This window comes from Simiaoa sunii, from assembly GCF_014337175.1.
In the GTDB taxonomy this organism is placed as follows: domain Bacteria; phylum Bacillota; class Clostridia; order Lachnospirales; family Lachnospiraceae; genus Acetatifactor; species Acetatifactor intestinalis.
On sequence record NZ_CP060633.1, the window covers coordinates 2,966,518 to 2,980,286 of the forward strand.

At 48.4% G+C, this 13,769-nt stretch carries 11 protein-coding genes; all 11 read right to left on the minus strand.

Going from position 1 to position 13,769, the window contains the following annotated elements:
* Window position 1 precedes the first annotated feature (1 nt).
* The gene (gene rffA / locus H9Q77_RS13740; protein WP_022152898.1) at window positions 2-1,147 is read right to left on the minus strand and encodes a dTDP-4-amino-4,6-dideoxygalactose transaminase; all 1,146 of its coding nucleotides are present in this window, start codon (window positions 1,145-1,147) and stop codon (window positions 2-4) included.
* A gap of 36 nt (window positions 1,148-1,183) precedes the next feature.
* Entirely contained in the window at window positions 1,184-2,188 is a 1,005-nt protein-coding gene (locus tag H9Q77_RS13745; RefSeq protein WP_249325908.1) for a glycosyltransferase family 2 protein, read from the minus strand.
* Window positions 2,157-3,713, minus strand: coding sequence for a glucosyltransferase domain-containing protein (locus H9Q77_RS13750; protein ID WP_249325910.1), 1,557 nt, complete (start codon window positions 3,711-3,713; stop codon window positions 2,157-2,159). Before H9Q77_RS13750 ends, H9Q77_RS13745 begins: the two co-directional genes overlap by 32 nt.
* A gap of 7 nt (window positions 3,714-3,720) precedes the next feature.
* Complete coding sequence (locus H9Q77_RS13755; RefSeq protein ID WP_249325911.1) at window positions 3,721-4,551, minus strand: SGNH/GDSL hydrolase family protein; 831 nt, start codon at window positions 4,549-4,551, stop codon at window positions 3,721-3,723.
* 10 nt (window positions 4,552-4,561) lie between these two features.
* Window positions 4,562-5,587: a UDP-2,4-diacetamido-2,4,6-trideoxy-beta-L-altropyranose hydrolase gene (gene pseG / locus H9Q77_RS13760; protein ID WP_249325913.1), complete on the minus strand. Its 1,026-nt coding sequence runs from the start codon at window positions 5,585-5,587 to the stop codon at window positions 4,562-4,564.
* Entirely contained in the window at window positions 5,587-7,254 is a 1,668-nt protein-coding gene (gene pseI / locus H9Q77_RS16760; protein ID WP_330595971.1) for a pseudaminic acid synthase, read from the minus strand. Before pseI ends, pseG begins: the two co-directional genes overlap by 1 nt.
* Before the next feature lie 11 nt (window positions 7,255-7,265).
* Window positions 7,266-7,970, minus strand: a complete 705-nt coding sequence (gene pseF, locus H9Q77_RS13775) for a pseudaminic acid cytidylyltransferase (RefSeq protein ID WP_118547466.1) — start codon at window positions 7,968-7,970, stop codon at window positions 7,266-7,268.
* The gene (locus H9Q77_RS13780) at window positions 7,970-9,007 is read right to left on the minus strand and encodes a glycosyltransferase family 2 protein (RefSeq protein ID WP_249325915.1); all 1,038 of its coding nucleotides are present in this window, start codon (window positions 9,005-9,007) and stop codon (window positions 7,970-7,972) included. The genes pseF and H9Q77_RS13780 overlap by 1 nt, the downstream gene beginning before the upstream one ends.
* A 3-nt stretch (window positions 9,008-9,010) precedes the next feature.
* Window positions 9,011-10,765, minus strand: coding sequence for an ABC transporter ATP-binding protein (locus tag H9Q77_RS13785; protein ID WP_249325916.1), 1,755 nt, complete (start codon window positions 10,763-10,765; stop codon window positions 9,011-9,013).
* A 23-nt stretch (window positions 10,766-10,788) separates the two neighbouring features.
* Window positions 10,789-11,874: a glycosyltransferase family 52 gene (locus H9Q77_RS13790; protein ID WP_249325918.1), complete on the minus strand. Its 1,086-nt coding sequence runs from the start codon at window positions 11,872-11,874 to the stop codon at window positions 10,789-10,791.
* A gap of 130 nt (window positions 11,875-12,004) precedes the next feature.
* Window positions 12,005-13,765, minus strand: a complete 1,761-nt coding sequence (locus tag H9Q77_RS13795) for a DUF6044 family protein (protein WP_249325919.1) — start codon at window positions 13,763-13,765, stop codon at window positions 12,005-12,007.
* Window positions 13,766-13,769 lie beyond the last annotated feature (4 nt).

Consider the following 13,769-nt stretch of genomic DNA (forward strand, 5'->3'; position numbering starts at 1 on the left):
TCTACTGCTCCTCTAACTCAAAGAAATCTTTTATCAGACCACAGATGTAGTCTACCTGATCCAGCGTCAGTCCGTAATACATGGGAAGTCTGGCCAGACGTTCGCTCTCTCTGGTGGTATAACGGTCCTCCCCATGGAAGCGTCCGAATTTCTGCCCTGCGGGAGCGGTATGCAACGGAATGTAATGGAATACGACCAGCACGCCGTTCTCCTTCATATAGCTGATAAACCGTGTCCTCTGCTCCAGGTCTCTTGCCTTGATATAGAACATATGGGCATTGTGTACACAGCCTTCCGGTACGGTAGGCAGGTCGATCTTCCCGGCATCCTTCAGCGGCTTCAACTGCTCATAATAGCGGTTCCAGCAGGCCAGTCTGGCCTCATTGATCTCATCTGCGATCTCCAACTGTGCATAGAGATAGGCAGCATTCATATCACTGGGCAGATAGGAGGATCCGTAATTCACCCAGGTATATTTGTCGATCTGACCGCGGAAGAATTTGCTGCGGTTGGTTCCTTTCTCACGGATGATCTCCGCTTCTTCCACATCCTTTTGATCACGGATCAGAAGAGCACCGCCCTCTCCCATGCTGTAGTTCTTCGTCTCATGGAAGCTGTAAGCACCGAAATCACCGATGGTTCCCAGTGCCTTTCCCTTATAAGTGGCCATAATGCCCTGTGCGGCATCCTCTACCACCTTCAGATTGTGTCTCCTTGCAATATCCATGATGGTATCCATCTCACACGCCACTCCGGCATAATGTACCGGTACGATGGCTCTGGTCTTCTCGGTGATCGCATCCTCGATCAATGTCTCATCAATGTTCATGGTATCCGGACGGATATCCACAAATACCGGGATCGCGCCGCGGAGCACGAACGCATCCGCAGTGGACACAAACGTATAAGAAGGCATGATCACCTCATCTCCGGGTCTGATATCACACAAAAGCGCTGCCAGCTCCGTCGCATGCGTACAGGAAGTGGTCAGCAGACATTTGCCGGTTCCTGTTCTCTCCTCGATCCAGGCGTTACATTTTTTCGTATACTCACCGTCTCCGCAGATCTTCTGATTTTTGACACACTCCTGAATGTAATCTGCTGCTTTGTCCACATAAGGCGGTACATTGAATTTAATATCTATCATAATGCATCCTCTTTTCTGATATGCTTTGGTTATGTTCTAATTTTCCCTGCGCTCCCGCTTCCAGCTTCCCACCGCTGTACCCGGTACATTTTCCGTTACATGACTGATAATATATTTGGGTCTTCCCTTGACTTCTTCATAAATTCTGGCAATGTAATGTCCGATGATCCCCAGGCTCAGCATCAGGAATCCTCCGATGATCAGGATCAACAGGATCACGGTGGTGAAACCTTCCACAGCTGTCCCCATGATATATCGTACCAGTGTCTGGATCGCCAGTACCACGCTGAAAAATATGGATATCATTCCCATGATCGTCACCAGCTGTAACGGCAGGGTACTGAAGGACGTCGCATTGGTGATGGCATACTTCATCAGGCTCCAGAAGGACCATTTACTCTGTCCGTACTGTCTCTCCTGCACTTCGTATTCCACGGTCTCTGTCTGAAATCCGGCCCAGAAGGTCAGTGCCCGGAAAAAGGTATTGCGCTCCGGCAATTCCAGCAGGACCCGGACCACCTTTCTGTCCAGCAGTTTAAAATCGGAGGAAGCATTCATATCCATTTTGATCAGCTTGCTCATGATCTTATAAAACAGGCCTGCAGACAGCTTATATCCCAGGCTCTCACGCCCTCTGTCGGATTTGATGCCCTCCACGATCTCGGCACCCTGCTGCCATTTTTCCCACATCTGAGGGATCACCTCGGGCGGATGCTGCAGGTCACAATCCATTACGATCACGGCATCTCCCGTGGTCAGCTCCAGTCCGGCAAAAATACCGGCCTCCTTACCGAAATTCCGGGAGAATTCCGCTCCCCGCACTCTCGGATTCTTCGCTGCCTCTTCCTGGATCCGGTCAAACGTGCCGTCCTTGGAACCGTCGCTGATAAATACCAGTTCATAATCTATCCCGTGTCGGTCCAGCAATTCGCCCAGTACCTTCGCGGTATTCGCAATATTTTGTTCTTCGTTATATGCCGGTAAGACAATTGACAATAAAGACATCTTCTTAATCCCTTCCGCAGTTCTCTGTCTTGACATAGAGGATCCCATCCACCACTTTCGTAGCATTCGGTCCGGGGAATGTATCCATGTCAATGTATTCTTGTGTCATGTAGATCTCACCCACCGTATCGGGATCCAGGAAATTCAGGGTTGCCCCCAGATAATTCTGCATAAATGCCTGATAATCCGCTCCCTTATAGATGAGGTAATCTCCGCTGAGTCCGATCATACCGTCCGTAACCTTCCCCGTGATGTCCGTTGTAGGGAATTCATCATAGCCGATGACTCCCACCAATGCAATGGGAATCCCCTGATAATATCCGGGAGTCTGCTCGATCCGGTCCAGCAGGCGTACACAATACGCATACGTCTTCTCGTACTTTTTCTCCAGATTGGAATATCCGATATTATCGGAAATTCCATAATCGAACACCAATACCACCGCCGCACACAATGCTGCCCATTGCAATACCACGTCCGTACGACTCTTCTCAGCGGTATACCGGTCCGCGAACGCCGTCATAAGGATCAGATACAATACCCACTGGTATCGCATCAGCAAATGATAGGTCAGGTTCGGAGAAATGAGCAATATCACATTGGTCAGAAGCGGCATACTGATGCCCAACAGAATCATTATAACGAAAAATGCCGGATTCTTCCACCATTTTCTCCAAATCATACTGCGGATCACTAAAAATACTACCGTTGCCACTAAAATAATGCAGGCCGCCAGTGAAAAAATATTGTTCACAAGAACATTGCCGTGAACCGTAAATGCCAGGAAATCCACATACATTCCCTTGAGGGTTGTCAGAATTCCCATGCCGGATCCCATCTGCTCCATGGAATTGATCCCCTGATAAGTATCCAGCACCTTGCCCTGCAGTTTCAACAGGATCTGCAGGATCACATAATACAATACTCCGCCGGCAATTCCCATCCCCAGATAATGGCATACATATTTCGCCTTTTCTTTCCAGCCTTTTTCCTCCATGAAGCAGAGCAGGATCTTATATACACACAGCAGGATCGTAAAAGGCAGGTACGCCTGATAGATTCCCATGCTGAATGCCAGACACACTGCACCGGCCAGATAGCCTCTGGGATATTTCGCCGTAAACAGAACCGCCAGCACTGCCAGGAACAGCGCCAGCATGTAACCATCCATGGTAAACACATAGGCAAAAGTAGATGCCAGCGCCGGAAAAGATACCAGCAGACCGCTCACCACAGTAATGGTCACCGGATCCGTCAGTTCCAGCACTTCCGTAAGTACCGCTGCCGTGAGTGCCAGCCATATCAGTCCGATCAGTCCGATCACCCAGGGTATGGTAAAATAAGAAGAAAATCCACAGGCAACAGTTAAAAACCAGCGTCCGGAAGTGATCATATTCTGGTCAAAATACATGCTGCTCAGTCCGTCATGATTCGGAATATCCGACAGCATCACCGGAAGATGGATCCATAATCCCAGCACCAGCGCCGATACGAACGCGATCCTCCAGGTTGTCTTTATTTTTGTCTTGCTCTCTTTCAAAAGTTCCCACGGTGTCTTCATCCGTCTGTCACTCCTCGTCTAACGTCTGATTCAGGTAGTCCGCCAGTGTCTGGGCAATCTTCTCCCGCCCCGCTTCGTTGGGATGCAATCCGTCATCCGTATAGAGATACAGATCGTCCCAGTTGTCATGAGGATAATAGTCATGATAAATATCGATCACTTCCACATCCAGTGCTTCACAGATCCCAATCTCCGCATTGACATAATCTTCCAGTACGCCGCCTCCCAGATCGTACTCTTCACAGGTTACCTCCGGTACCGTATACCAGGTATACGGCGGCGTGATAAATATGATCCGCAGATCCGGATAAGCCTCCCGCAGTTCCTTTACAATACTGCGGATCGCTCCGCAATACGTATATTCATCATACGGATCCGTCACGGACGCAATGGGATTCCCCGCGTGATAATCATTCAGTCCGGATCCGATAAACAAAATCTGTACCGTATCAAAATCGATCTGCCCCAGGTCACCCAGCGTATCTTCAAAATAATCAGTTGCCGGTTCCCGGATCCGTATCGTCTTCTGCACACCGAAATCCTTTACCGCAAAAGATCTCACCAGTCCTGCCGCAGACAGAGAATCCTTGGTATATCCCAGTCTTCTCTCCGCATCCGCTCTTCCCAGAACCGTTCCGCCCAGTCCTCCGTTATAACACTTCAGGCCTGTCTTCTCCTGCAGTTTGGCAGCAATGGAGGTCTCATCCCGGCACAGTCCGTACACACTGTCTCCCAGAAATACCACATCATAGGGAATCCTCTGATACTCGCGGTCCCTCGGGAAGAACAGCACCAACAGTACCACGAAAATCACGGCTGCAATCGTACTATATATCATTTTTACTCTGCTAAATTCTATCTTCTTCATAAACCCGGCAAAGTTCCTCCGCGATCCTGCTGGCACCATTTCCATCTACCAGATGACGTTCCAGACTGCTGTAATGTTCCCGCAGTTCTCTGCTTTGCATCAGCTCCATCATATGTTCCACGATCCGCCCCGGCATAAGGTCACCTTCGGTCAGGTAATTTCCTCCGTAACAGGTGATTTTCTTTTGATAAAAGGTCTCTACAATCTTCTCCTGATTATCTACAAACGAAAAACTGATCATGGGAACTCCGATGGCGGAAAGCTCATACATGGTAGAACCACCTGCCGTTATGGCAATATCGCATTCCCTCATCAGCTCAGACATCCGGCTTACATTACGGTGCACCCGGATTCTATCATCCGCAAGCGCCATACGGCACAGCGCATCATAATGCGAATTAAAGATTCCGCTGACCACATGGAATACCACAGCTAGCTCCTTCGGCACTGCCCGCAGGATCTGTCCCGCCAGATCATAGCGGTCACTTCCTCCGGTGGTCAGAAGAACTGCTTCTGCCTGTTCTCTTACAGGATATTCCACATTGCGAAATTCCGGTCTGAGGGGTGCATAAGCTGCTCCCATGAGACTGTAAGCCGGCTCCGGATGATACAGGCTTCTGTCCCCATATATATTATAATTGATGATCATATTCACCGGATAAGAGTGGAAGCTTTTATCATCGATATAGACGGTCCATACCTGTCCCGTCAGCCGCTGTAGATAAGCATCCGAGACATAATAACTGTCGATCAGCAGCATATCGGGATGTTCTTCTTCCATGACAGCTGTCAGTACAGGCAGTTCCTCCTCCATGCGGTCATACCGGGTATGCAGGATCCTTACCTTTTTGCCTCTGCTTTTTACCAGCTGCGCAGCTGCATCATCCGCCATGACAAAACACACCGGTACCCCTGCTGCCTCCAGCGCCTCCGCAATAGCGAGGCAGCGCATCACATGCCCGGTTCCTATCTGCTCATTGCCGTCTGCGCGGATCCATACCTTCATCAGCTGTTTTCGTCCTTCCTCATTGCCTTTTCATAAGCTCTTTTAAAATCGCCAATCTTCATATTCCAGTCAAAATCCACCTTTTCCCGAATCGCATCCAGGTCCTTCATTCTGTGATAAGTAACGGGGCCTGCCTGCTTCACGGGTAGGATGCTTCCTTCCCTGATCTGCTGCCAGTTCTCCCGGAATAATTTCTCTATCTCCTGAAGCAGTGCCTCATAGGTGGATGCAAAGGTTTCCTTTTCTTCATCAAAATGCAGTTCCCGCTGACATAAAATATCCCCTTCATCCAGTCCCGCACTCATAAGGTGAATGGTCACGCCCTTGGGCGTATCCTCCAGGAAACTGAAAAAGTTCGGACTAGAGCCGCGGTTATAGGGCAGATACGAGGTATGAAGATTGATGACTCTGCCGGGCATCAGCTCCAGCACCTCCTGTGGAATCATATGGCGGTAATTGAAGCTGATCATCAGGGAAGGCTTCATCTGTGCGATCATCTGTGCCGTTACTTTATTCTCCACCCGGTATACCTGTTCTCCCTGCTCCTTCAGCCACCGGTACAGACCGTCTGTATTCGTATTATTGGTCAAAAACAGAATACTGCCCTTCTCCAGGGCATCAAAGGTAATAGGCGTTCCTCTCTCCATGGCATGATCCGTCCGCATCCCCAGGACATCTTTCCAGTATTTGGGTTTGATGCCGTAACCGGGACGGATAATGCGGATATTTTCTTCCGTAAGCTCTGCTCCTGCGGGTATATCCTTCACTGCAAAAATAGATCTGCGGAACACTCTGCTGCTCTCTTCCTGTTTTTCCACGCCGTAGGTCGGTGTTCCCAGGGCAGCCTCCACATTACGGATATCCTGCACCATCTGCTTATATTCTTCCGGTGTCATGGAGAACGAAGCATCCGGATTCTCGATCTCACGGCTTAAGCAGAAATGCTTCTCAATAACCGATGCCCCCAGGGCCACCGCCGTCACAGCACTCATGGAACCCATGGAATGATCCGACAGACCAATGGGCAGGTCGAAACGTTTCTGCATATCGGTAATCGTCCGCAGATACATCTGCGCCGGGTCTGCGGGATAAGCGCTGGAGCATTTTAACAGCACCAGCTGTCTGTTGCCGGTGTGATATACCGTCTCCACAGCTTCCCGGATCTCCTCCAGCGTAGCCATACCGGTAGACATGATGATCGGTTTTCCTTTCGATGCCACGTACTCTACCAGCGGCAGATCGATCATCTCAAAAGAGGCGATCTTGTAGAATTCCAGTCCCATATCCTCCAGGAAATCCACTGCAGTATTATCAAAGGGAGTGGACAAAAAGTCGATTCCCACCTTATCTGCCTCCGCCTTCAGCTGCGGCTGCCACTCCCACGGAGTGTATGCCTTACCGTAGAGGCTGTAGAGATTCTCGCCCTCCCAGGTACCGTTATTCACCTGAAAATATTTGTTGTGGCAATCAATTGTCAGGGTATCCGGCGTATATGTCTGAATCTTGATACAGTCCGCACCGCTTTCTTTGGCGGCATGAATGATCTCCTTTGCACGTTCAATACTCCCCGCATGATTCGCTGACATTTCCGCGATCAGATATGCCGGTTCCCCGCTTCCGATCAGACGGTTTCCGATTTTGATCTTAAGATGATCCTTTTCTCCCATACTTTGTATCCTCATGCCTTCCCCAGCATATGATATTTCATCTCTGCCAGTTTCCAGTCCTCTTCATTGTCAATATCCTGCACCTCTGTCTCCGGAAGCTCCATGGGTACTGTTTTCTCCATGATCAGATTCTGCTGTGCCAGGAAAGACGACACCCGCAGACAGTAGAACTGTCCCGCATCATGATAATAAGGTTCCAGATCCTGGGAACGGCTGTTACGATACTCCGGCCATTTGAACTTAAGATACCCTTCCGCATCCTGTACCACGCAGCGCTGGGGCGGAAAGCTGAAACGTACGACCGGAAGCAGGGTGTCCCCCTTTTTTTCTTCCAACAGGCGCATTGCCTCCGACAGCCTGTCAGGTGTAATAAAAGGAGCGGTGGGATAGATACAGCACAAGGTATCAAAATGTTCCCCGCGTTTTTCATATTCTGCCAGCACTTCTTCCAGCACATCTTTCGTAGTGGCATAATCATTTGCCGTCTTCTCACTGCGCAGGAAAGGAACTTCTGCTCCATATTTTCTTGCGACTTCCGCGATCTCTTCATCATCGGTGGATACCATGACCCGGTCAAATACTCCCGAAGCCAGTGCTGCTTCGATGGAATACGCCAGGATCGGCTTTCCACAGAATTCCTTGATATTTTTATGAGGGATCCGTTTACTCCCTCCCCTTGCGGTTATGATCGCCACTGCTTTACCGGCTGTCTGCATTACAAATTACCTCTTTTCTTCCAGATCCACTGTTTCATACGATAGTAAACAAAAAATAAAAGATCCGATCTGCTCTGCATCCGGATCAGCTTCTGTTCCGGTGCCCCTGTGCGCTCCAAATAGTAGGGATTCTGTGCAAATTCAGGGAAACGTTCTTCCACACCCTTGCGGAGCTGTCTGATAAAAGCCAGCTTAGGATGTGTTACCCCTCCCATATAAGAGAACAGGGTAATGACATAATACAGTTCCGTATAACGATACTCGATCTCCCGTGAATATTCCGTAAGGAACCCTCTTCTCTCACATTCCGTGTATAAAAGCTCAGCTGCCTTCATGCGATCCCTGCATTTTTCTTCCGTAATATGATGCACTGTGGATACCGCGTGCTGATAATAATAGTAAAGCGGCTCCTCCACTCTCGCAAAATGCCGGAAATACAGGCTCCACAAAGGTCCTGCGCAATTATCCTCATAAAAAATATGTTCCGGAAAATCCAGCCGGTTCTCCCGGATCACACTGTGCTTATAAATCTTCAGTACCATACTGCCCGGGCGCATGAACAGGCTGCGGTGTTGTTCCGTCGTGAGTTCTCCGGTCTGCTCCGGAGTGTTGTTGACAATGACTTTGCCAACGGTAAAGGTATGATGATCCACCAGGCTGTAATCGCAGCCCACCAGATCCGCTCCGGTCTCCTCCGCCTTTTTCAGAAGCTTCTCATAATAATCCGGAGATACCCAGTCGTCACTGTCGATGAAGCCGATCCATTCGCCTTCTGCATTTTTTAGTCCCACATTCTTCGCACCACCCTGGCGCAGATTCACCGCATTGGGAATCACGCAGATCAGTTCCGGATAACGTTTCTGATAATCTAACAGGATCTCCAGGGATTCGTCCGTGGAAGCATCATCCACGCAGAGGATCTCATAATCATACACTCCCCGGATGGTCTGTCCCACCAGGCTGTCCAGACAATAATTCAGTTTTCCCTCCGCCGCCATATTGTAGACGGGTACGATGATGCTCAATTTTTTACTCATAGCTTATAGGCTTCCCCGTTCGATTTTCGCCCTGCCGTCTTCTACCCGGTAGACAATGTCACATTTTTCGATGGTCTGTAATCTGTGGGCGATAATGATCAGTGTCTTACGGCCGTGCAGTCTGTTGATGGATTCCATGATGGCGGCTTCCGTATCATTATCCAGTGCGGAAGTTGCCTCATCCAGGATCAGCACCTCAGGATCGTTGTACAGTGCTCTGGCAATACCGATACGCTGCCTCTGTCCGCCGGAGAGACGGATACCCCGCTCGCCGATACCGGTCTCTAAGCCTTCCGGAAGCGTCTTGATAAATTCATCCAGCTGTGCTTCCTTCAATACTTCCCACAATCTGTTCTCATCGATCTTATCCTCGGGCACACCGAATGCCACATTTTTGCGGATGGTATCGTCCAGCATGAAGATCATCTGCGGGATGTAGCCAATATTTTTCAGCCATTTCCGGTAATTGCCGGGCTCCTTCACATCCACGCTGTCCGCATAGATATGTCCTGTACTGGGCTCTAACAGGCCAAGCAATATATCTACCACGGTACTTTTTCCCGCACCGGAGGTACCCACGATCCCCACGGAAGCTCCTACCGGGATCTTCAGATCCGCGTGATCGAAGATCAGACGCTCTGTGTTGGGATACGCATACGTAATATCCTTCATCTCAATGCTGTCCTTTACATCCAGCTTCTCCTCTTCATCGGTAGCAAAGGACATGTCAATATTCTGTCCGTTGATCTCATCCTGTAAATTATCGCTGACTCCCATGAAGAAAGGTTCAAAATAAGCAATGGAATTGATCTGGTTATTAATACGGTTCACACAGGGGAGCAGTACCAGTGCTGCTGCTGCCAGGGTTCCGAACACCGTCAGCATATTTTCCGTGGATACTCCGGTCGCCACCAGGAAGATCATGTAGCCCACCATAGTGGCCACACAGGCAGTCTCGATCAGCAGCTTCGGCACCTGATTATACAGACTGTAGCGTTGCACTGCATCTACATATCCCTTACCGCATTTACGGTACTCAGACACAAAATACTGTTCCTTTCCGGAAATTTTCACTTCCTTGATCCCCTGTACCGTCTGGGAGATCCATTTGAACAGACCGCTGTAATAGTCCTGATTGTCCTTACCCGCCTTATACATGACAGGCTTCAGCACTCTCTTGATCAGCCACATGAGAGAAAGCAATACCACTGCCATCAGGATCGTCATGGTTCCGCTGGAGATAAAGCAGTAACTGATAACGAACAACGATACCACCGTATCGGACAGCAGCTGTAAAAGTGCCAGGATCAGGGCATACATATTGTTTACATCCGAAGTGATGCTTCGCTGCACCACCGCAGTATCCGCATTCAGATAAAATTCATACCCGCGGCGCAGATAGTTGCGCATCATGCGCTCCGAGGTCCGAAACTGGTTCGTGTATACGAAAGATAATGTCAGCTTCTGCTGGAAATAAGTAAACAGATTCTTCACTACGAATACCAGGATCAGCAGTACCATGACAATAATCGAGAAGGTCCGGTAGCTCTGCACTCCCAGGATCTCATAGCAGGCTTCCGCCACCCGGCTGTGCTGTACTGCCTCCGGATCAATGACGATCTGCATGACCTCCACCAGCATACCCACACCGGCGGTCTGTAAAAATGCGCTGATCACCATGAGGATGATCAGCCCCACCATGGTTCTCTTCTGTTTTTTGTCCAGCAGGACATTCATTTTCTTAATTATCTGTAACATAGAGTTCTCCAGTTCTTCATTTCTCAGATCTGTTCATTCTGTCTGTGGATCAGGGGATCTTCATAGGCATCCATGAAATCCGGTCCCAGACGCACCGCTTCCTCTGCGAAGGGCAGCCCCTTCACTTCCGTCAACACTCCCACTACTTTTTTGAACTTCAGTCCCGGGAAGAAATTCAACATTTCCATAGGCACGGTAGCATCGAACTGCGGATACTCCGGGAACAGCTTCCGGTAATCCAGTTCATCTCTGGGATGCGGTTTAATAAAAATACTTCCCTCTTTTTCGTACATTTTGATAACGTCCCGGAATATCTTCTCTCTGACATCCAAAGTACACAGAGGATCCGTAAGGATCAGTATTTTATCCCCTACCTTGTTGCTTTCAGCAATCTGGTGCTCCAGCTCTTCCTTATTTTTCACAAACGCCTGAAGGATCAGCTGCTTGTCCGCCTCCGTCAGGCGGTCCACCAGCTCTTTCCTCGGCTGTTCAATGTATCTTGGACAGGGATAATGAATTGCCGAGATATCATTTACCTCCATATCCATACAGTATTTACCGTAACCGTTCTGTACAAAGATCATATTCAGATACCTGGATAAAAAGGCCTTGAGCTTAAAATGGCCTCTGTTGTCATACCGGGCGGCATCGAAATTCTTCAGACAGTTCAGACCGTCCTCCACTGCATGATAGCGGATATGATTCTGATTCAGATAATACCCGATGGGGTCGGAATCGCAATAGACATAAATATCCTTGTATTCCTTCAGGTTCACCGGTACGTAAGGTGCCTCCAGTCTGGCATATTCCCGTGTGAAACGGATCCGGTTCTTCAGATTCCCCAGAAAATTCCCGGTGTCCAGGCGGTATTTTGCCAGCTCCGGGAAAAAGTCCTCTCTCTTCTCATCGAACTCCAGGACTTCCTCAAACAGGCCCGTGCTCTCCACCCGGGCCTTCAGATTTTCAAAATTATTGGACATTTTAGACAGCACTAAAGTAGCAGTTCCCGCCTTCCTCGCAGGATCTGCCTCTGCCCGTAATTTTAACTCTTTTAAAAACGTCACATATGCATGATAGTAAGTGTGACATATATAAATTCTGTCTTTCATATACCAGTCTCTACTATTGTTACGTATATTACTTTATTGTTATAACCATTTGGATTTACTATAACACACTTTTCTCTTCCAGTAAAAAATCTTATGAAATTTTAAGAAAGTGAAGGTAACAGTTCAGCCATCACAGTTCATACACCCAGATTCCCCAATAAGAGTCGTCCGTTTCATAATAACCCACGAGCTCCAGACCCATGCGTTCGGCATCACCGATCTCGGCGCCGGAGAACAGGTATTCACATCCCAGTTCCCGTAATGCATCCATATCGAACTCCAGCCCTTCATACACCAGGGTATTGCCCTTTTTCAGTTGCATATAATTACCGGTAATACTGTTGAATAGATAACACCGGTTTCCCCACAGGTCAAAGTATACCCGTACTTCCTCATTTTTCTCCAGCTCTGCCGCAATAACTTCTCGAAAGCGGTGCTTATATTCCAGAGAATAATTATTGGAATATCCATCCACCGTATAAAAACCATGCATCAGGGACGGAGCCGGACTGATCCCCAAATGTGCCACACGGTAAGTACTCTTGTCCCGGCCGATAGCATCGTCTATTTCCTGCATCAGATCCTCTGCAAACCAGCTCTCCCAGGAGATATATCCCGTGACACCTGAGCCGTTATTGATCTGGTTCACATTCAGATACATGCCTGAATTCACTTTGAGCAGCTGAAGTGTCGGAAGCAGACAGATCAGAATGACCGCAAGCTTTCCCGCCTGCATCCGCACATCCGTATGTGGCACTTTTGTTCTCCATAGTACTGCCGCTGCCCATGCGAACTCCAGATACCATGCTGCCGGGTACAGCCAGTAGACACGGTGCATCTGAAAATAATGCAAAAATCCCGTGGCATTGTTTTTCCAGTCAACCACTGCCGTCAAATGACAAAATGCATAAAACAGGGCTATGGCGATCAAGAATAAAAAGTTGATCACAGCTGCCTTATAAAGGATCCGGTCGGTCTCTTCCTTTTTACAAAATGCTCCCAGGATCAGGAACAAAATAATGGGCAATATCAAATATTTATGTAACGACGGTGCGTGCTGTGAGCTGTTTAGAAAAACGCTCCGGAAGGTCTCAAAAAACGGCGTTGCGGAGGATATCATTTCCTCCCGGTGGCTGACATAGCTGCTGTTACCAATGAGTATCTCCAGGATCAGCGCCCTGTTAACGATCATATACGTTAACAGCAACTCTCCAAATCCCCATAGCGGCCATGAATTCTTTCTTTTTAGGATCACAGCGATGATGATCGCCAGGAGCCACAGACCTAACACCACATACCCGGTACATACCAGATGGCTGGTCAACCCAAACAACAACGTAGACAGCACAGCGAAAATGAATCTTTTTCGCTTCCAAAAACATAAAAATGCATATATTACCAAAGGAATCCCAAATTCTGTAAGACCGTAGATCGGGTATAAAGGCAATACACAAAAGCAGCTCCCGGCGATCACCGCCAAAATACTACTCTGCGTACTCTCTTTCACCAACAAATACATTCCGGCAAAGGCAATCAGAAAGCAAATAATATATTGCAGCAGAAATGCGATTCTGGGTGAATACAGAATATACAACGGAAGGAACAAGATTGCAGAAGGCTGCATCCCGCTGGCATTGACACCACCAAGCATTTCCGGATATACATTACTTCCATCCAGGAAATGCCTTGCCGGAAGTATATAATTCATAATACTTTCATCTAATTGATCGTTGATCTCAAAGATACAACCCTTTCCCAGAATAAAGTAAGGCAGAAAAAAGATTGCTGCAATGATCAGCCCCAGCCACCACAAGGGAAGCTGATCGATGCGAAGCAGTTCTTTTTCCACTCTGTTATATGCTCTGATTAAAATATTTTTCACTCTGCTCATTCTG

Excerpts from the sequence above, each read along its gene's own strand:
- H9Q77_RS13745 (WP_249325908.1), bottom strand. The coding sequence starts at position 2,188 with ATGTCAAGACAGAGAACTGCGGAAGGGATTAAGAAGATGTCTTTATTG.
- pseG (WP_249325913.1), bottom strand. The coding sequence starts at position 5,587 with ATGAAGGTATGGATCCGCGCAGACGGCAATGAGCAGATAGGAACCGGG.
- H9Q77_RS13795 (WP_249325919.1), bottom strand. The coding sequence starts at position 13,765 with ATGAGCAGAGTGAAAAATATTTTAATCAGAGCATATAACAGAGTGGAA.
- pseI (WP_330595971.1), bottom strand. The coding sequence starts at position 7,254 with ATGGGAGAAAAGGATCATCTTAAGATCAAAATCGGAAACCGTCTGATC.
- pseF (WP_118547466.1), bottom strand. The coding sequence starts at position 7,970 with ATGCAGACAGCCGGTAAAGCAGTGGCGATCATAACCGCAAGGGGAGGG.
- rffA (WP_022152898.1), bottom strand. The coding sequence starts at position 1,147 with ATGATAGATATTAAATTCAATGTACCGCCTTATGTGGACAAAGCAGCA.
- H9Q77_RS13780 (WP_249325915.1), bottom strand. The coding sequence starts at position 9,007 with ATGAGTAAAAAATTGAGCATCATCGTACCCGTCTACAATATGGCGGCG.
- H9Q77_RS13755 (WP_249325911.1), bottom strand. The coding sequence starts at position 4,551 with ATGATATATAGTACGATTGCAGCCGTGATTTTCGTGGTACTGTTGGTG.
- H9Q77_RS13750 (WP_249325910.1), bottom strand. The coding sequence starts at position 3,713 with ATGAAGACACCGTGGGAACTTTTGAAAGAGAGCAAGACAAAAATAAAG.
- H9Q77_RS13785 (WP_249325916.1), bottom strand. The coding sequence starts at position 10,765 with ATGTTACAGATAATTAAGAAAATGAATGTCCTGCTGGACAAAAAACAG.
- H9Q77_RS13790 (WP_249325918.1), bottom strand. The coding sequence starts at position 11,874 with ATGAAAGACAGAATTTATATATGTCACACTTACTATCATGCATATGTG.